The sequence below is a fragment of the Gemmatimonadota bacterium genome (assembly GCA_039715185.1).
In the GTDB taxonomy this organism is placed as follows: domain Bacteria; phylum Gemmatimonadota; class Gemmatimonadetes; order Longimicrobiales; family RSA9; genus DATHRK01.
Map to the genome: position 1 here is coordinate 1 of JBDLIA010000042.1, position 18,461 is coordinate 18,461.

Below are 18,461 nucleotides of genomic sequence, written 5' to 3' on the forward strand. Positions count from 1 at the left end.
GAACTCCTTGCCGTAGCGACGGCTACGACGCGTCGTTCCGCCTTGCCCCGCGGGCGCATCACGCGCCTCGGTGCACACGGGACTTCCGCGCCGGCACACCTAGTGTACCGTTGCAGAAGTCCCGTAGGCATTCGGCTCGCGCTGCATCCCGCGGATGCGGCGTTCGAACTCCTTGCCGTAGCGACGGCTACGACGCGTCGTTCCGCCTTGCCCCGCGGGCGCATCACGCGCCTCGGTGCACACGGGACTTCCGCGCCGGCACACTAGGCCGTGCCCTTCGCGGTCGTCGATTTCCAGGACCGGCGCCCGATCTGGACGCTGCCCGAGGCCGCCGCCGCCGCCCTGCGGAACGGTGTGCCCGACGGCTGGCGGCTTCGCTTCGTGGACGCGCTCACCGACGGCAGCGGAGACGGCGGCGCGGCCGCCTCGCCGCAAGCGCTCGAGGCCGTTCTGGGGGCTCACGTCTACCTGGGCGCGGGCGTGCCGATCGACGTGATCCGCGCAGGGAGCGACCTGCGCTGGGTCCACTCCGGGAGCGCCGGGGTCTCGCCGGCGGTGATCGAGGCGTTGCGCGGCAGAGACGTGGTGCTGACCAACTCGGCGGGCACGCACGGACCGCCGGTGGCCGAGACGGCCATCGCCATGATGCTGCACTTCGCGCGCGGCCTGGACGTGGCCGTGCGCGGTCAGGCGGGCGGGCGCTGGGATCGCGAGCCCTTCGACGCGGCTCCGGGGCCGGTGCGCGAAGTGGCTGGCTCGACGGTCGGTATCGTGGGCTACGGCGGCATCGGCGCGGGGGTGGGCCGCAGGGCCGCAGCGCTGGGCGCTCGCGTGCTGGGGCTGCGGCGGCGGCAAGCGGACGCGGACGGGGTGGCGGAAGTCCTCACCGGCCCGGAGGGCCTGCGCCGGATTCTGCGCGAGAGCGACTACGTCGTCTTGTGCGTCCCCGAAACCGGCGCGACCCGCTCCCTCATCGACCGGGCGGCTCTGGCGCTGATGCGGCCATCCGCGGTGCTGATCAACGTCGCGCGCGGGCGCCTGGTGGACGAGGCCGCGCTGGCCGAGGCGCTGCGGGCCGGACGGCTGCGGGGGGCTGCATCGGACGTATTCGCTGCCGAGCCGCTGCCGCCCGATCACCCGCTCTGGAACGCCCCAAATATGCTCGTCACGCCGCACGTTTCGGCCATCACGCCGCGCTACTGGGACCGTGAGGTTGCGCTGATCCTGGACAATTTCGAGCGCTGGGAGAGCGGCGCTCCGCTGCGCAACGTAGTCGACGTCGATGCGGGCTACTGAGCGCCTCTTCTTCAACCGCCTTCGTCCGTGTTACCTTCGCCCGCGCCGCATTCCTACCCGAACCGAGACCGATGATCGAGATCGTCAAAGCAGCCGTCCAGAGGGGAGCCTCGGACATCCACCTGAAGGCAGGTGACGTCGTCCGTGCCCGCGTAAACGGGGTCCTCCAGCCGCTCACCAAGCAGCGGCTGTCGCCCGATCAGACGCGCCAGATCGCCAGCCAGCTCATCGCCGATCCGGAGGCGAGGGAGACGCTGGACCAGATCAAGGACTACGACTGCTCCTGGGCGGCGCCCGGCGTGGGTCGCTTTCGCGTCAACGTCCTGCGCCAGCGCGGCACCTTCATGGTGGTCATGCGCGTGATCCCCGTGGAGGTCCCCACGCTGGACGACCTGGGACTCCCCGCCGTCCTGCGCACCATCGCGGAGGCCGAACGCGGCCTGGTGTTGGTCACGGGCATCACCGGGTCCGGCAAGAGCACCAGCCTGGCGGCTATGATCGACCACATCAACGCCACCAGCCACCGCCACGTGATCACGCTGGAGGACCCCATCGAGTTCCTGCACCGGGACAGAAAGGCGTCGATTACGCAGCGCGAGGTGGGCGGCGATACCGCGTCGTTCGCGGTGGGTTTGCGCGCCGCGCTGCGCGAGGACCCCGACGTCATTCTGGTCGGCGAGATGCGCGACACCGAGACCATCGACACGGCGCTGAAGGCGGCCGAAACGGGGCACCTGGTGCTGTCCACCCTGCACACCCAGAACGCCGTGCGCACGGTGTCCCGGATCGTGGCTGTGTTCCCGCCGGAGGAGCAGGAGATGGTGCGCGTCCGCTTCGCGGAAACCATCGTCGCGGTGATCAGCCAGCGGCTTCTCCCGCGCAAGGAAAGCGGCGGGCGCACCGCGGCCGTGGAGGTCATGCTCGGCACCGGCACGGTGAAGGACGTCCTGCTGGAGGCAGAGCGCGTGGACGAGATCTTCGACCTCATGGCGGACGGCCGCGAGCAGTACGGCTCGCAGACCTTCGACCAGCACCTGATGGACCTGGTGCGCGAGGAGACGGTGTCCTACGAGGTGGCCAAGGCGGCTGCCTCCAACCCGGGCGACTTCGAGCTGAAGATGCGGATGTTCGCGTGAGCGATCTGGCGCACCGGATCGGGGGCGTGCTCGTCCCGGTTACGACGCCGTTCGATCCGCACACCGGCGACGTCGCGCCGGTGCCCTTTCGCGAAAACCTGCGCGCCTGGTTGTCGGAGCCGCTCAACGGCGTCGTGCTCTTCGGCACGACCGGCGAAGCGCCGCTCCTGGAGGAATCCGAACGGCTCGCGCTCATGGAGTACGCGCGCGACGTGGTGCCGGCGGACCGCGTGCTGATAGCGGGGGCGGGAGCCGATTCGACGCGCGCGGCGATCCGGCTCGCCAAGGCGCTGGGCGAGGCGGGCGCCGAGGCGGTGCTCGTGCACCCGCCCGTGTTCTTCGCGCCCGCCCTGGACGCGCGCGCCGTGGTCACGCACTACCGCGCGATAGCGGACGAGAGCCCGGTACCCGTCCTGCTATACCACTTTCCGCGCTTCACCCACATCGAGTTCGAGGCCGGCCTGGTGGCCGAGCTCGCGCGTCACCCCAACATCATCGGCCTCAAGGATTCATCGGGCGACGTGAAGCGATTCGCCGCCTTCACGGAGGTCGCGCCGGCCGACTTTCGGCTCCTGGTCGGCAGCGGGGCGCTCCTCTACACGGCGCTGGAGCTCGGCGCCGCCGGGGGCATCTGCGCGGTGGGGCTGCTCGCGCCGGCCGAGTGCGCGCGCATCGTCCGGGAGTTCGCCGAGGGTAGGCCGCACCGCGCGGGCCGCATCCAGTCGCGCATCGGGCCGGTCCACAAGGCAGTTGTAGCCTCCTACGGCGCCCGCGGGGTCAAGGCCGGACTCGACATGCTGGGCTTGTACGGCGGCGCGCCGCGGCCGCCGCTTCTGCCCGTGGACGAGCGCACGGCGAAGAAGATCGAGGACGCCCTGCGCGCCGCGGACTTGATCGGGCCCGCCGTACGGGCGGGCTGACCTCGCCTGAGGTGGACCCGCGCATCGCGTCGCTCAAGGCCCGCCTGAAGGCGTCCGGTCAGGCGGACGCGCGCGCGGCGCGCGACGCGGTCCGCGCGCTCGCCGTGCCGCGCCTCGCCGGGACCGAGGCGGGCGATCGGGTGGAGCGCTGGATCCGGCGCCGCTTCGAGCGGCTCGGGTTCGAGACCCGCCTCCTGCCCTTCGCTTTTTCCAGCCTGCCGGGACGCTACGGCTGGACCCTGCTCGCCGCCGGCCTGGCGGCGGCCTCGCTGGCTTCCGCGTGGCTGCTGGCGGGCGGCCGGCCGTTCCTGAGCGCGGGGGCCCTGCTGCTCCCGCTCGCGGCGGCGGCGTACGCGGCGCGGCGGGCGTCGGCGTGGACCTCCGGGCTGCCGTGGGGCCGGCTGGAGGGGCGCAACATGGTGTTCACGCGGCCGGGGGGAACGGTCCGCTACCTGATCGCCGCGCACCGCGACTCCAAGTCGCAGCCCACCTCCACGGGCGCGCGTCTGCGCGCCTCCGCGCTCGCCGCGCTCGGCTGGGCGACGCTCGGGCTCCTGGCCGCCCACGGCGCGGCCGGAGCAGCCGCGGCGGCGCTGGGGGCGTGGGCGGACGGCAGGCTCCCGGCCACGCTGCTCGACGCCGCGCGCGAGCTGCTGGGACCGGCGCTGTCCTGGAACCCGCCGCCGGCGCTCCTGGGGGTCGTAGCCGGGGTCACGGCGGCGGCCGCCGCGTTCGTCGCGCTCTCCTGGGCGGGCAACGAGTCCCCCGGGGCGCTCGACAACGCCACCGGAGTGGTGGCGTTGCTCGCGCTGGCGGAGCGACTCCGGGATAGGCAGGACGTCGGCTACCTGGTGACCGACGCCGAGGAGCTGGCACTCGCGGGCGCGCGCGCCGCGGCTCCGGAGGTGACGCCGCTGGTGGGCATCATCAACCTCGACGGGCTGGACGACGACGGCCCGGTCCACGTGGTGGAGCGCTACGGGTTGCCTCGCCGCGGGCGGGCGCCTCACCTGGCGGCGGCGCTGCTCACGGCGGCCGCCGGGCTGGAGCTGGACATCCAGCGGCACGACGCGCCGCGCGGCATCCTGCTGGAGCACTCCGCCTACAGCGACGCCGGCGTCCCGTCGCTGACGGTAGCCCGTGGGCCGCGCAGCGCGCTCGGTCGTATCCACCGCCCCTCCGACCGGGCGGAGACGATCGACGGGAGGGGCGTGGCGTCCATCGTGGCGCTGATCGAAGGAGCGTTGCACCTTCTGGAGGATCCGCACGCCCCGGCGCCCGCGCCCCCGTTGCTGCCTGGCCGCGCACACCCCAGCGCTCGCGACCTGCGGCCGGCGGCGGATCCCCAGCGTACCCCTCTGTTCGCGCACCGACCGGCCGAGGCGCCGCTCCCGCTCGCAGAGGATTCCGATTACGGCTGAGCCGCCGCTCGGTGGCACTCGGCAGAAGAACGCGAACCGAACGCATGCGCACTGAACGCTGCAGGGTTGTCGTCGGCGCCCAATGGGGCGACGAGGGCAAGGGCAAGATCGTGGACGTTTTGGCAGAGCGCGCGGACATCGTGGCGCGCTACCAGGGCGGCGCGAACGCCGGCCACACGGTCCACGTGGGCGGCGAGGAATTCGTCCTGCACCAGATCCCCTCGGGGATCCTGCACGAGGGCACGCGCTGTCTCCTGGGCAACGGCGTCGTGTTCGACCTGGAGCAATTCCTCCAGGAAGCCGACGCCCTGTCCGCGCGCGGAATCGAGATTTCCGGCAAGGTGGGCCTGAGCGGCCGCGCCCACATCCTGCTGTCCTACCATAAGCGGCTGGACGCCATGAGCGAGGCGGGGCGCGGCGCCGGCAAGATCGGCACGACGGGCCGGGGCATCGGACCCGCCTACGAGGACAAGGTGTCGCGACACGGCGTGCGCCTCGCGGAGCTGCGCCGCGGCGACCAGGCGCGCGAGCGCATCTGCGCCGCCGCCGAGCGCGCCAACGTTCGCCTGCGCGCGGCCGGCGCGGAGCCCGTGGACCCCGACGAGGTGGCCGGCACGGTGCTCGCGGCCGCCGAGCGCGTGCTGCCGCTGGTTACCGACGTGGGCGCCGAGATCCACACCGCCATCGTGGCCGGCCAGCGCGTCCTGCTGGAGGGCGCGCAGGGTGCGCTGCTGGACATCGACCACGGCACTTACCCCTACGTCACGTCCTCAACCACGACGGCGGCCGGCGCGGCGACCGGCGTGGGCATCGGGCCCACCTACATCGACTCGGTCCTGGGCGTGGTGAAGGCGTACACGACCAGGGTAGGCAGCGGGCCGTTGCCCACCGAGCTGGACGGTGACCTGGGAGAGCGCCTGCGCGAGCTGGGCGGCGAGTACGGCGCGACCACCGGACGGCCGCGCCGGTGCGGCTGGTTCGACGCCGTGGTGGCCCGTTTCGCCGCGCGCGTGAACGGTCTCACCGGGCTGGCGGTCACCAAGCTCGACGTGCTGGACACCCTGGAGGAGGTGCGGGTGGCCAGCAGCTACCGCGTGGACGGCGCCGATCTGGACGGGTTTCCGGACGACTTGGATGTCCTCGCTCGCGCCGAGCCGATCTACGAGACGCTCCCGGGCTGGCGGGCCCCCACCAGCGAGGCGCGCAGCCGCGACCAACTGCCGGACAACGCGCGGCGCTTCCTGGATCGCCTCGAAGAGCTGGTGGGCGTGGACATCGAGTACGTTTCGGTGGGTAGCAAGCGAGAGCAGATAATTCGCGTCTAGCCGCGGCATCTTGAGCTAAGGCCCTCCTCTTTCTATAATTCCCGGCTCCGCTCGTGCGGGCTGCGCGTGCGCGCGAGGCCCGCGCGCGAGGCGCGACTCGTTCGCGGACCGGCGTTTCCGGCTCGCCGACACAGGCGGGGCAATGTTCGAGGAACTCAGCGAAAAGCTCGACGGGGTACTCGGACGCTTCCGCCAGCGCGGCCTGCTGACGGAACCGACGATCCGCGAAGGCCTGCGCGAAATAAGGCGCGCGCTGCTCGAGGCGGACGTCAACTATTTGGTGGCCAAGGATTTCCTGGCGCAGGTGCAGGAGCGGGCGCTCGAGGAGCGGGTGCTGAAGTCGGTGTCGCCCGGGCAGCAGATCGTGAAGATCGTGCACGACGAGCTGATCCGGCTGCTCGGTGGCGAGCGAGGGAGCCTGGCGATCGCGGCGGTGCCGCCGTCGGTGGTGCTGCTGGTCGGGCTGCAGGGGTCGGGCAAGACCACCACGGCGACCAAGCTGGCGCGCCGCCTCGAGCGGGAGGGTCGCAAGCCGATGCTGGCGGCCCTCGACGTGCGCCGGCCGGCCGCGATAGACCAGCTCGAGACGCTCGCGGCGCAGGTGGGCGTGCCGGTGTTCTCGGACCGCGACACGCAGGACGTGCCCGGGCTCGCAGAACGCGCGCTGGAGCGGGCTCGCTCAGAGCGCTGCCGGGTGCTGATCCTGGACAGCGCCGGGCGGCTGCAGATCGACGAGGAGCTCATGGACGAGCTCCGGCGGGTCGCGGAGCGGGTCGAGCCGGTGGACACGCTGCTGGTGGCCGACGCGATGACCGGGCAGGAGGCGGTTCGCATCGCCGAAGGCTTCCACGAGGCGCTCGGTCTGACGGGCGTCGTGCTGACGAAGCTGGACGGAGACGCACGCGGCGGCGCGGCGCTGTCGATCCGGGCCGCGACCGGAGTGCCGATCAAGTTCGCCGGGGTGGGCGAGCGTCCGCAGGACCTGGACGTGTTCGACCCGGCGCGCATGGCCGACCGGTTGCTGCAGCGGGGCGACGTGGTCGGGTTGGTCGAGCGGGCGCAACAGACGTTCGACGAGAGCGAGACGGAGAAGCTCCAGAAGAAGTTCGAGCGCGAGGGCGAGTTCGACCTGGACGACTACCTCGTGGCGATGGGCCAGATGCAGAAGCTCGGCCCGCTGGAGTCGATCCTGGGAATGCTCCCGGGGGTGGGGAAGGCGCTCAAGGGCGTCCAGCTCGACCCCAAGAAGCTGAAGCACGTGGAGGCGATCATCCTGTCGATGACGCCCCAGGAGCGGCGCCGGCCGCAGATCCTGAACGGATCGCGGCGCAAGCGGATCGCACTGGGATCCGGCCGCACGGTGCAGGAGGTCAACCTCCTGATGAAGCAGTTCAAGCAGATGCAGCAGCTCATGAAGCAGATGAAGAACATGGGGCTCGGGGGTGCGGGCGGCGGTCTCCTTGGAGGCGCCGGATCGTTCCCGGGCATGCCGATGAACTAGGCGAGGGACATGGCCGTTCGAATCAGACTCCGGCGCGTTGGCCGGAAGAAGCAGCCCAGCTATCGCATCGTCGTCGCCGATTCCGCGGCCCCGCGGGACGGCAACTACCTGGAGGCTGTGGGCTTCTACAATCCGCGCACCAGCCCGGCGGAGCTGCGCCTGGACCTCGACAAGACCGACGAGTGGCTGGGCAAGGGCGCCCAGCCGACCGACACGGTCGCCTCGTTGATCCGCAAGGCGCGCAACGGCGGCGACTCGATCGTGGGCTACTACGGGGTCGACGGCGCCGAGGCGCCCGCTGGAGCGCGGAAGACACGGATAGCGCCGCCGAAGGCGCAGAAGAAGAAGGCCCCGGCGGAGGAAGCGGCGATCGTGGCCGAGGCCGCCGTCGCCGCGGAGGCCGCGCCCGAGGCGGAATCTGCGCCCGAAGCCGAGGCCGCCGCCGAGGAGGAGGCTGCGCCCGAGGCCGTCGCTGAAGAAGAGGCCCCTGAGGCGGAGGCCGCGACTGAGGAGGCGCCCGCAGCCGAGGCTGCCGTGGAGGAGGAGGCTGCGCCCGAAGCCGAGGCTGCCGCCGAGGAGGAGGCTGCGCCCGAAGCCGAAGCCGCCGCCGAGGAAGAGGCTCCCGAGGCCGAAGCTGCCGCCGAGGAGGAGGCTGCGCCCGAAGCCGAGCCCGCCGCCAAGGAAGAGGCTCCCGAGGCCGAGGCTGCCGTAGAAGAGGCTCCCGAGGCCGAAGCTGCCGTAGAAGAGGCTCCCGAGGCCGAAGCGGCTGCTGAAGAGGCGGCGCCCGAAGCCGAGGCTGCCGCCGAGGAGGAGGCTGCGCCCGAGGCCGAAGCTGCCGTGGAGGAGGAGGCTGCGCCCGAGGCCGAGGCCGTCGCTGAGGCGGCGCCCGAAGTCGAAGCCGAAGAGGCTCCCGAGGCAGAGGCTTCCGCGGACGAGCCCGAGGAAGACAAGGAGGGGTGAGCGAACCCTCGCTGCTCATCGTGGGCCACCTGAACAAGGCCCACGGCACCAAGGGGGAGCTGTTCCTCTGGCCGCTGACGGGCGATCCGGCGGCGGTGTTCGTTCCCGGGGCCGAGCTGGTGCTCGGGGACTCGGAGGGAGTCGCGGACGAGGCGAGCGAGCGGGTCGTCATCGAGCGCGTGCGACCCTTCAAGCGCGGCATGCTGGTCAAGCCGCGCGGCATGGAGGACAGGACGGCCGTGGAGCCGCTGGCCGGCCGTTATGTGGCCATGCCGCGCGAGGATCTGCCGCCGCTGGAAGAGGGCGAGGTGTTCTACCACCAGCTCCTCGGCCTGAACGTGGAGACGGTCGAGGGAGCGTCGGTCGGGCGCGTGCGCGAGGTCTACGAGCTCGCCACCGCGGACCTGCTCGAGGTGGAGGGAGCGGAGCGGACGCACCTGATTCCGCTGGTGGCGGAGATGGTGCAGCAGATCGATGTAGAGAACGGCCGGCTGGTGATCGACCCGCCGGAAGGGCTCCTCGACCTGTAGTCGGGCGAGGGCGGAAAGAGGGAAGATCGGTGGACATCCACGTGGTCACGATCTTCCCGGACATGGTCCGGGCGGTGCTGGAAACGAGCATTCCCGGGCGCGTCGCCCAGGCCGGACTGGCGCGCTACGACGTGGTGGACCTGCGCGCCCACACGACGGACCGCCACCGCACGGTGGATGACTACCCGTACGGGGGCGGCGGCGGCATGGTGATGAAGCCCGAGCCGTTCTTCCGGGCGGTGGCGTCGATCGCGCCGCAGGGGCCGATCATTCTGCTGTCGCCCAGGGGCAGGCGCTTCGCGCACGAAGACGGGGTCAGGCTGTCGCTGGAGCCGGAGCTGACGCTCCTGTGTGGCCACTACAAGGACGTGGACCAGCGGGTCGCGGAAGGCCTCGCCACGGAGGAGTTGTCGCTGGGCGACTTCGTCCTCAGCGGCGGCGAGCTGGCCGCGCTGGCGGTGGTGGACGCGGTGGTTCGGCTGCTGCCGGGCGCGCTGGGCGCGCACGAGTCGGCGGCCGGGGACTCGTTCTACGAAGGCGGCCTGCTTGGCGCGCCATCGTACACGAGGCCTCAAACGTTTCATGGCATGGAGGTGCCCGAGGTCTTGCGGTCCGGTGATCACGCCGCGATCGAGGCTTGGCGCCGCGAGCAGGAGGAGCGGCTGACGCGCGAGCGGCGGCCCGACCTCTGGGTGAAGCACATGACCGACGCGCCCTCGGGAGACGACCACGGGGCCGCGGAATCGGACGGATAGAGCGCGCGGGCAAGGTCCGCGTCGATGCCTGCACGGCAGGGGGTTGAGATGGGCATTCTACAAGACGTGCACAGAGAGCAGATCCGGGACGACATTCCGGATTTCGCCCCGGGCGACACGCTGCGCGTCAACGTGCGCGTGCGCGAGGGCGAGAAGGAACGCCTCCAGGCCTTCGAAGGTGTCTGCATCGCGCGCAAGAACGGCGGCGTCAGCGAGACCTTCACCGTGCGCAAGGTGTCTAGCGGCGTCGGCGTTGAGCGCATCTTCCCGCTCCACTCGCCCTCGCTGGAGAGCATCAAGGTGGTGCGCCGGGGCCGCGTGCGGCGCGCCAAGCTGTACTACCTGCGCCAGCTGCAGGGGAAGGCCGCGCGCATCCGCGAGAAGCGGTAGCGCGCGGGGTCGGCCGGTCGGGCCGACTCCGTTTTGCGGCGAAGCTCGTGGGCCCTCACGGCGCCGACCCGGTCCACGAGCCGGATCGGCGCCGTTCGCGTATGTTGGCGGCCATGACCCAGCAAGCCGCCCTCCTCCAGCGCCATGAAGCGCTCGCCGTGAAGAAGCGCAAGCGCAGGCGCCGGCCCAGCGGTTACCTGAAGCTCGAGCGGGAGCTGTGGGCGAGCGGCTTCACGCGCGTCGCCGGCGTGGACGAGGCGGGCCGGGGGCCTCTGGCCGGGCCCGTGTTCGCCGCCGCTGTGATCTTGCCGCCCGGCCGTATTCTGCGTGGCGTCGACGACTCCAAGCTGCTGACCGCGGGGGTCCGCGAGCGGCTGGCCGGGCGCATCCAGGAGCGCGCCCTCGCGTGGGCGGTGGGCGCCGCCAGCGCACGCGAGGTGGACCGCCTCAACATCCTGCGGGCCAGCCACCTGGCCATGCGGCGGGCGCTGCGGCGGCTGGCCGTCGTGCCGGAGCACGTGGTGGTCGATGGGCTGGCCGTACCGGACCTGGCGCCGGAGTGCACGCCGGTGGTGGAGGGCGACAGGCTGGTGCACTCGGTGTCGTGCGCGTCGATCCTGGCCAAGGTCTACCGCGACCGGCTGATGCGGCGCCTGGCGCCCCGCTACCCGGGCTACGGCTGGGAGACAAACGTGGGTTACGCCACCTCGGAGCACCGCTCCGCCATCAACGAGCTGGGCATCACGCCGCACCACCGGCGCAGCTTCCAGCCGGTGCAGCTCGGGCTGGACCTATTCGGCGAGGGAGTGCGATGACGCAGACGGAGCATCTCGACAACGTACGTCCGAGCCTTGTGGTCTTCGGGTGGCTGGTCGCGGTCGCGGTGGGCTCGCTCGTGGGACTCGTCCTGGCCGCGGTGTTCGGCCCGGGGGCCGGCGGGGGCGCGGGCATGGCGACCGCCCTGGTGGCCGTCGCGGTCGGGTTCTTCGCGGGCGGCTTCGTGGCCGGATTCGGGGCCCTGCGCGCGCCCATCCTGCACGGCGTGGCGATGGGCATCGTGTCGCTGGTCGCCTGGTCGGGCTTGAACCTGGTGGCGGGCGGCCTGTTCGCCGACTTCGGCTGGGAGACGCTCGGACCCACCGCCGTGGCGATCGTGCTGCTGGCGCAGATGGCGTTCGCCGCGGCGGGCGCTCTCGCCGGCCGTCGCACGGCCCTCAGGGGACGGGAGCCCGAGGCCTCCTAGTGCGGAACTCGGCAGCGTTCGGCGGAAGCGCCGCCCCGGTCCCTCGCCCGCACTGAGAGGGCCGCAGAGGGCTCCCCGGCGCACTATTCGACCGCCGCGCGGCGGCGTTATCTTCTTGTGGGCCGGTAGCTCAGCTGGCAGAGCAGTGGACTTTTAATCCAACGGTCGCGGGTTCGAGCCCCGCCCGGCCCACCTTATAGGACAACAAGTTACGGGATTTCGGAGCTTCTCACTTTGCCTGTTGCTTGACAGATTTCTGCCATAACTGTCTAGCGCTTGCCATGCTTGGCGCCGGCATCGAAGAAGGCGGATAGCTTCTCTCCGGACTCCAACAAGTCCGACTCGGACACGATGTCGTAGCGGCGTAGGATGCTCGGGGTTTGGTGCCCCGTGAGGGCCATCGCATTGCGTTCCGACATCCCGGCACGAATGAAGGACCGCGCGGCGGACCGGCGGAGGTCGTGGATGTACAAACCCTCCGGCACCCCCTCCGCCCGCTCGCAGGCGCTCCGCCACGCGTGTCGGCAATCCCCGAGAGGGGCGCCCGCTCGCGCGGCGCCTTGGGTCCGGTAGTAGAAGAACACATGAGGGATCTTCCGCCCTAGCTTCGCCTCGAAGTCCTCCCGCTTGTCCTGTTGTGCTTCGAGTACGGAGCGCAGACGGGGAATCATCGGGAATTGCCGGCCGCGCTTCTCCTTGGTGTCGGATCCCTCAATCCGGACCCAACCTGGATCCCCGAGGTCCACGTCCTTCCAGGTGCGCGAGAGCGCATCCCCTACCCGCCATCCAGTGACGTACAGAAACTCCACCAACGGGCGCAGGTAGTCCGGCAACTCCGTCAGCAGGCTGCCAAACTGGTCCTCGGTGATGAAGCCCTCGCGGACGTTCTCCGGCAGCATCTCGAAGGTAGGCAGGTGGTCCACCATGCGGACCCGCTGGCCGAGGCGCATGGCTCGACGGAGCGCCGCGAGCTCGCGGTTGATCGTGCCACCCTTCGCGCCTTCCTTCTCACGGGTCCGGATGTATCCCTGGACGGCGGCCGTGTCGATGTCCACGGCTCGCCACCCGTTGAAGTAGGGTTCGAGATGATTCAACCGGACCGGACTCCGGTTCCCCTTCCGCCGATGGTCCTCCCGCAGCAACTCGGCGAGGTCAGAGAAGGAGACGGTCCGTAACTCCGAGGGGAGCGGGCCGCCGGGACGTAGAGCCGCGACCTTGCGCGCAAGAAGCGCCTCCGCGTCCGCCTTGACTGTAGTTCCGCTCGATTCCCGGACTCGCTTCTTCCGGACCGAATAGTCCAGGTACCATGTTCGGCTGCGTTGCCGCTTCCCGTTTCGGGTCCAGGTGGGTCGGTAGACTTTCGCCATCGGGGCACTCCGTAGGTTAAGGGGGTTACTACGTTGTGCCCAATGGATTTCTGTGTCAAGCAGTTTGCCAGAATCCTTGACGCGGACGGGTGGCCCGGACAACCGTTCAAGCCATGAGAAAGCTTCTCGCCGTACTGCTACTAGCAGCGACCGCCGTAGCTTGTGGGGAGGCGGAGGAACCGACCCCCGAGTTGATCCCGATCGACACCGACATCACCATGGAGGCGCCGAGGTCGGACACGCTTCGGACTCAGGTGGAATACCCGGATTCTGTCTACGTCTCTCCGGCCCCGGAAGCGGAGTCCGAGCGTCCGCCGATTGAGGTAAGCAAGGGCGGGGACAGACTGCCCCGGATCAACTAGCTCCTGGAGTATGATGATCGCGAAAGGCACCTTCCCCCGGATTCTCCTGCTCCTGGCGTTGCTCATGGCAGCGGCGTTCGTGTTGGTTCGGTTTCTCCCGTACAGTTGGGCTATCATTGCCGCGGGAGCAATCGGTGGGGGTGTCGGGGGTGCGATCAGCGGTTTGAAGCTCGGGCGGCAGGCGGCAGCGGTCCTAGGGGCCAGCGGGGCTTTCGGTGGGGCTTTGGGAGGGGGATTGGTCGCCTGGATCTGGTTCTGAGGCAGGCTCTACCACTCGCCCACACCATCCTCCCCCAACTCGCACACCGCGCCGCCTCCAGCATTTCCTCCGGGACCGGGAATCCCAAGAGATCCCGGTCCCCGCACCTAGTCCGAGACTTAATCCCGATCAAGCAAGCCAAGATCCGCTTTCGCTTGCGCGATTTCATCGCGCACGCTGTCACTGACGACCTTTTCTAGAGGCTGCACTAGCTCATCCAGTACGTACAACGCATGCACGGGCAAGCCTCCCTCCCACAAGTGACATGCTGCACCGAGCAGTAGGGCCGCATTCCAGTTAGCCTCATCCTCCACATCCCGCGCCAACGTCACTGAGATCATGTCCGTATCCTCCGAGGTTCGAGTGATCCTGTCCCCACGGTGGGCACGGCGGGATGGGTGTGTCAAGGACTTACTGCTTACTGTAAGTGTGTAAGGTGTAAGGAGTTAGGGGGTTGGTGAGTAGCGGAGAGAAGAGGGCTGCCCCAGGTGCGTCACTTCACCCAAGGCCCAGGGCAGCCCCCTGTATCTAGGTCTGAAGCGTCATCTCATGTCCAACCACCACCCACTTCCCTGAAACGCGCTCCAAACGCACATCATACCACCGGACGTAGAGCCTGCCGTTGACCAAAGAGGCGATCTCCAGGGCCACGACAGCATCGCTGCCCTCGACGGTGGATGCTCCTACTCCCACGATCCCGCCCAGCTCCGTCTCACACCTCTTGACGCACTCCTTAAGCGCGTGTAGAGCCCTGGAGCCGCCTACAGAGGCCAAGAGCCCCTCGTAAGGTGCGTCATCCCACATGGTACCGTAGGCAACCTGCGTGTACCCCTCGGCGTTCTCGGCGAGGATGTAGCGATCCACGCCCACGGGAAGAGCACCGTTAGACACCAGGTCCCCAGCAGCGAATACCAGGGCAGACTCCTCGGGAGTCCCCTGTTGTCCCGCGGCGAGCGAAGGCACAACCAAGGCCAGGGCCGCCAGTACGGTCGTTCTTAGAAGCGTTCTCATCATGTTCCCAATCTCCCCTAGAAGCAGGCCGTTTCGGCGCCTTGGGCATAGATTTCGTTGTCGTTAAAACTTCCCACACTAGGTATGGTGCCAATGGCCTGTCCGCTGTGGATTCCCTCATGGGCAACGTTGTTGCCGACCTCAGAGAACCCCTCAAAGAATACGTCGTCACTAATCGCGGACGTGCCATCGGGATCGGTGACGCCGGTTACTTCTCCTGCCGCAACTGCGCCAGGAGTTGGGTCGGCAGCGTCATCGAAGATCATAAGGTTGTTGGTCAACATCTGATCGGCCATCGCCTGAATGACATCCTGACACGCGCCCCCGTAGCCACCGCCCGACATCGCCCCAAGGCGTTCCCAAATCATGTCCGCTTGCAAGCCGTTCGGAGGATTACAGGTGATCCCCTCTGAGCCGCAATAGCCGCTCTCGTTTCTCCCGGTAAGTTGAAGCTGAGGTGCAGAAGGCGCCAGGATTTCGTGGTTAGGGGCGCCCACCTCTTCTCCACACCCAAGGGTTGTCAGAGCCAGCAGGAGTGCTGCGCTCGTAAGCCAAGCTCTTGGGTGTAACTGCGGTATCCAGTCAAGCATTGGAAGGTACCTCTCAGTGCATGGGTAGGAAGTTGCTGCTATGTGGGTGAAGTGTCCTGCTTACAGCCGCTTCTTGACGGGATTCACAAACGAGTCCTTGACCATCACCACGATACCCCAAAACATCGCCAGGACCACTATGGCGGGTTGCACAGTCCTTGTACTCCATCACCCCGGACATACGAACACCGAGCGGTCCCGTGGTAGCTCCAAAGGCGGAGCAGCCCTCCGAGGCGAAGTCCTCTTAACCAATTCGCCCCTTAGTATTCCCTGCCGTGGCGGTACCCATTGCCCGCGCCGGGGATGCTAAGGGGCGTTTCTGTGTCCGGGAACGTCTCGATTGATTCCCGGCCCATCGGTGTTTTAGCTTTCTCCCCATGAGAAAGATCCTCGCGGTATTCGTCCTCGCCTTGGTCGCTGGCTGTATCTCCGAACCCCCACCCGAGTCTGAGCCCGAACCGCCGGAGATCATCCCAATCACCACTGACATCCAGATGAGGAAGGGACCGCCCGAAGGCGTGGCCCCCACCGATTCCATTCCTGCGGGCGAGTGTCTCCCACCGGACGCTTACGGAAGATCCCATTGCTCCACCGAAGGCATCGAGATCATTCCGGGCGGGGAATGCGGCCCTAAGTGCCAAGCCTACAGGGCCTCCAAGATGGGGAAGCCTGAAAGCCCCCCGCCGGATTCTGCAAGGCCCGACCCGCAACCGTCCGCATTCTAGTCCAACGTTCTCTCTGCTTGACAGATTTCTGCCAACGCACAGGCAAAGTGGTCGGCCGATGCGCGCCCGTAAGTCCTTGCGACATAACGGCATAGGGCAGAGCAATGGACTTTTACTCCAGCCTGTCCCAAAGCGGCATCCAGGCAGGTCCCTAAACAGTTACAAATCAACAAGTTACGAGACTGGCCGAAACACAATCGCACGCCCTTTTAATCCAACGGTCGCGGGTTCGAGCCCCGCCCGGCCCACGTTGTAGGACAACGACTTGTGGGCGGATTGGCGGCCATGGGGGGTCCACCGGTGTCACCGGTCACCTACGTACCGCCGACCTCCTCCAGAAGGAGCTGAACGACGCTCTCGATCTCGGCGTCCAGCAAGCGATAGCCCAATAGCACTAGCGCTTCAAGGTCCATCGACTGACGCATCGCCAGGCCGAACGTCGGATCCGAGCGGAGCCGCGGCGGGTCCCGGGGCCCGGGCCGTCTCGGTCGAGGAGATGTCCCGAGGCAGATCCGCGCGCGTGGCTTCGAGATCCCTCGACGAGGTCGCCCAGGAGGCTCACCTCCTGGGCTCTGGTGGATTCGAACGCGGCGCTAGAGGGCCATTTCCTGACCCCTCGTTTGATCGGCCCGGATTCTCCGCTTCGTAGAGAAGTCCGAGCACGATCAGCCCTGATCCCAGCGACTAGTCCAGCCGGACAAAGGTGTACTTGGCGGGGCCGCCGAAGTTCACCTTCAGCGTATCCGCTTTGATCGAATACGCGAACGTTGCGACCTGCTTCATCGCCATTGCGTTCGGATGCTTGGCCACGAGGATACGAAGCCTGACGGTTGAATCCGAGACCTCATATGTGCCGGAGTTGGCTGTGAGCCCACTGCACGCAGCGAGCTGCTCGGCATCGGTCGGATTCGATGGGTCACCAAAAAGCTCGCGCGATTCCGCGACGCTCATCCAGCTGTAATGCCCTTCGGTGAACGTGACGAGGCCCGGCTGCCCAACCGACTGCCAAGCACCCTCCAGGGGTCCTTGCAGGGACGTCGGAGCCGGTCTATGACCCGCGGCGAGTCCCGCGATGAGCAACACACCGACGGAAACCGTGAGTTTTCGCATGTGACTCCTCCCACCTTGTGCAGGTTAGTAAGAGTGGGGGCGGTTGGCGGGTGCCGCGCACGATGCTCGAACGATGTTACGGCTGGTCTTCGCAAACAAGGGCGGGACGGGGAGTGCCGGTTTGTTGCTGAACCGCGGGCCCCGCCCGGCCCATCTTACACCACAACTTGACGGTCTTCAGCGGGCCCGGCCTATTGGTAAGCGCGTCCGCTCAGCCCCTTGACCCCGGAGGTAGCGATGCCCGTCACAGCATTTCCCGGTTACGATGATGGCCTCGATGCCGTGGGCCGGCAGCGGGATCACTTCATCACCGCGCTCGACTTCGATGACGATCGCCTTTGGATACCATACGGCGAGACCGCCTGGTTTCAGCCCTGTCACTTCAACGTCACGACAGGTGGCTTTACGGCGGTGCTCAAGGCCCTGCCGGGCACCGTCGTGCCGAAGCACTACCATGTCAGCACCGTACAGGGCTATACGCTCCAAGGGACCTGGCGGTATCTGGAGCACGATTGGATCGCAAGCGCCGGGACGTTCATCTTCGAACCCGCTGGCGAGGCACACACGTTGGTCGTACCCGAGGACGCCACCGAGCCGATGATCACCCTCTTCGTTGTGAGCGGCGCACTCGTCTACGTGGACGATGCAGGCGATTTCGTAGCCTACGAAGACGGCTTCACGCTGCTAGAACTCGCGCGACAGCACTGCCGCGAGCAGGGGCTGGACTTGGCTCGGCTTGACGCTCTGATCCGCTAACGTAAACACCCGGCTGTAAACTCGACGGCGGTACCGCGGGACTCTTGACGAAGAGCGAAGACCGGTATACCAATCAAGTATCCCGTTGAATAGTCGAGTACTCGGATGGTCACTCCCGGCCGTCGTTACAAGGACTCCATCTACCAGCAGTTCGCCCGTATCGGCAAGGCAATGGCGAGTCCACGCCGACTCGAGCTGCTGGACCTGCTCTGCCAGGGCCCCCGCACCGTGGAGGCGCTGGCCCACTACTCGGGGCAGAGCCCGGCCAACACCTCGCAGCACCTCCAGGTCTTGCGCGCCGCTCGCCTCGTAGAGTCCGAGAAGGATGGTCTGTACGTGACCTACCGTCTGGCCGGCGAGGAGGTCTGCGAGTTCTACCGCACGCTTCGCGAGCTCGCGGAGTTGCGCTTGGCCGAGGTGGAGCGCGTGACGCGCGAGTTCCTCGATCAGCGGGAGGCGATGGAGCCGGTCGATCGAGCGGCCCTGGTCGAGCGGGCGCGCTCGGGCGAGGTGACCGTTCTCGACGTGCGCCCTCGCGAAGAATACCGCGCCGGCCACATCCCTGGTTCCCTGTCCGTGCCTCTCGCGGAGCTGAAGGATCGCCTGGGCGAGCTGCCAAGGAATCGCGACATCGTTGCGTACTGCCGTGGTCCGTACTGCGTCCTGGCCGTCGAAGCGGTCGAGACGTTGCGCGCGCACGGCTTCTCCGCTGTTCGGCTGGAAGACGGTGTCCCGGAGTGGAGAGCGCGAGGGTTCGAGGTGGCCTTTGGGGAGAAGGTACGGTAGGCGCATAGAACGGTCGGA

The 18,461-nt window shown here is 68.3% G+C and carries 19 protein-coding genes and 1 tRNA gene; 15 read left to right on the top strand and 5 right to left on the bottom strand.

Annotated elements, in window-relative coordinates:
- Positions 1–270: 270 nt before the first annotated feature.
- The 13 genes from ABFS34_09295 (at position 271) to ABFS34_09355 (ending at position 11,669) form a co-directional block, all read left to right on the top strand.
- Positions 271–1,296 (top strand): D-2-hydroxyacid dehydrogenase, encoded by a 1,026-nt coding sequence (locus ABFS34_09295; GenBank protein MEN8375630.1) that lies wholly within the window; start codon positions 271–273, stop codon positions 1,294–1,296.
- A gap of 71 nt (positions 1,297–1,367) precedes the next feature.
- Positions 1,368–2,432, top strand: a complete 1,065-nt coding sequence (locus ABFS34_09300) for a type IV pilus twitching motility protein PilT (protein ID MEN8375631.1) — start codon at positions 1,368–1,370, stop codon at positions 2,430–2,432.
- Positions 2,429–3,352 carry a dihydrodipicolinate synthase family protein gene (locus ABFS34_09305; GenBank protein MEN8375632.1) on the top strand — a complete coding sequence of 308 codons (924 nt, stop codon included), beginning with the start codon at positions 2,429–2,431 and terminating at the stop codon, positions 3,350–3,352. Before ABFS34_09300 ends, ABFS34_09305 begins: the two co-directional genes overlap by 4 nt.
- Positions 3,353–3,363: 11 nt before the next feature.
- Positions 3,364–4,773: a M28 family peptidase gene (locus tag ABFS34_09310; GenBank protein ID MEN8375633.1), complete on the top strand. Its 1,410-nt coding sequence runs from the start codon at positions 3,364–3,366 to the stop codon at positions 4,771–4,773.
- Positions 4,774–4,817: 44 nt separating this feature from the next.
- On the top strand, positions 4,818–6,098 hold the full coding sequence (locus ABFS34_09315) for an adenylosuccinate synthase (GenBank protein ID MEN8375634.1): 1,281 nt from the start codon (positions 4,818–4,820) through the stop codon (positions 6,096–6,098).
- Positions 6,099–6,240: 142 nt separating this feature from the next.
- Positions 6,241–7,599, top strand: a complete 1,359-nt coding sequence (ffh, locus tag ABFS34_09320) for a signal recognition particle protein (protein MEN8375635.1) — start codon at positions 6,241–6,243, stop codon at positions 7,597–7,599.
- Between the two features lie 9 nt (positions 7,600–7,608).
- A complete protein-coding gene (rpsP, locus tag ABFS34_09325) occupies positions 7,609–8,559 on the top strand; it encodes a 30S ribosomal protein S16 (protein MEN8375636.1) in 951 nt (316 codons plus the stop codon).
- A complete protein-coding gene (gene rimM / locus ABFS34_09330) occupies positions 8,556–9,089 on the top strand; it encodes a ribosome maturation factor RimM (GenBank protein MEN8375637.1) in 534 nt (177 codons plus the stop codon). The genes rpsP and rimM overlap by 4 nt, the downstream gene beginning before the upstream one ends.
- A 29-nt stretch (positions 9,090–9,118) precedes the next feature.
- Positions 9,119–9,844 (top strand): tRNA (guanosine(37)-N1)-methyltransferase TrmD, encoded by a 726-nt coding sequence (gene trmD, locus ABFS34_09335; protein MEN8375638.1) that lies wholly within the window; start codon positions 9,119–9,121, stop codon positions 9,842–9,844.
- Positions 9,845–9,892: 48 nt separating this feature from the next.
- Positions 9,893–10,234: a 50S ribosomal protein L19 gene (gene rplS / locus ABFS34_09340; protein ID MEN8375639.1), complete on the top strand. Its 342-nt coding sequence runs from the start codon at positions 9,893–9,895 to the stop codon at positions 10,232–10,234.
- 113 nt (positions 10,235–10,347) lie between these two features.
- Entirely contained in the window at positions 10,348–11,049 is a 702-nt protein-coding gene (locus tag ABFS34_09345; GenBank protein ID MEN8375640.1) for a ribonuclease HII, read from the top strand.
- On the top strand, positions 11,046–11,477 hold the full coding sequence (locus ABFS34_09350; protein ID MEN8375641.1) for a hypothetical protein: 432 nt from the start codon (positions 11,046–11,048) through the stop codon (positions 11,475–11,477). Before ABFS34_09345 ends, ABFS34_09350 begins: the two co-directional genes overlap by 4 nt.
- A gap of 119 nt (positions 11,478–11,596) precedes the next feature.
- Positions 11,597–11,669, top strand: a tRNA-Lys gene (locus ABFS34_09355).
- 77 nt (positions 11,670–11,746) lie between these two features.
- Here the strand turns inward: ABFS34_09355 and ABFS34_09360 are convergent.
- From ABFS34_09360 to ABFS34_09380, 5 genes are all read right to left on the bottom strand, one after another.
- Positions 11,747–12,571, bottom strand: a complete 825-nt coding sequence (locus ABFS34_09360; protein MEN8375642.1) for a site-specific integrase — start codon at positions 12,569–12,571, stop codon at positions 11,747–11,749.
- Positions 12,572–13,584: 1,013 nt separating this feature from the next.
- Positions 13,585–13,806: a hypothetical protein gene (locus ABFS34_09365; protein MEN8375643.1), complete on the bottom strand. Its 222-nt coding sequence runs from the start codon at positions 13,804–13,806 to the stop codon at positions 13,585–13,587.
- Between the two features lie 187 nt (positions 13,807–13,993).
- Positions 13,994–14,479 carry a hypothetical protein gene (locus ABFS34_09370; protein MEN8375644.1) on the bottom strand — a complete coding sequence of 162 codons (486 nt, stop codon included), beginning with the start codon at positions 14,477–14,479 and terminating at the stop codon, positions 13,994–13,996.
- Between the two features lie 14 nt (positions 14,480–14,493).
- A complete protein-coding gene (locus ABFS34_09375; protein MEN8375645.1) occupies positions 14,494–14,973 on the bottom strand; it encodes a hypothetical protein in 480 nt (159 codons plus the stop codon).
- A 1,502-nt stretch (positions 14,974–16,475) separates the two neighbouring features.
- A complete protein-coding gene (locus ABFS34_09380; protein MEN8375646.1) occupies positions 16,476–16,901 on the bottom strand; it encodes a lipocalin-like domain-containing protein in 426 nt (141 codons plus the stop codon).
- Between the two features lie 237 nt (positions 16,902–17,138).
- Between ABFS34_09380 and ABFS34_09385 the strand changes: the two genes are divergently transcribed.
- Both ABFS34_09385 and ABFS34_09390 read left to right on the top strand, forming a co-directional pair.
- Entirely contained in the window at positions 17,139–17,657 is a 519-nt protein-coding gene (locus ABFS34_09385; GenBank protein ID MEN8375647.1) for a 2,4'-dihydroxyacetophenone dioxygenase family protein, read from the top strand.
- Between the two features lie 105 nt (positions 17,658–17,762).
- Positions 17,763–18,443 (top strand): metalloregulator ArsR/SmtB family transcription factor, encoded by a 681-nt coding sequence (locus ABFS34_09390; protein MEN8375648.1) that lies wholly within the window; start codon positions 17,763–17,765, stop codon positions 18,441–18,443.
- Positions 18,444–18,461 lie beyond the last annotated feature (18 nt).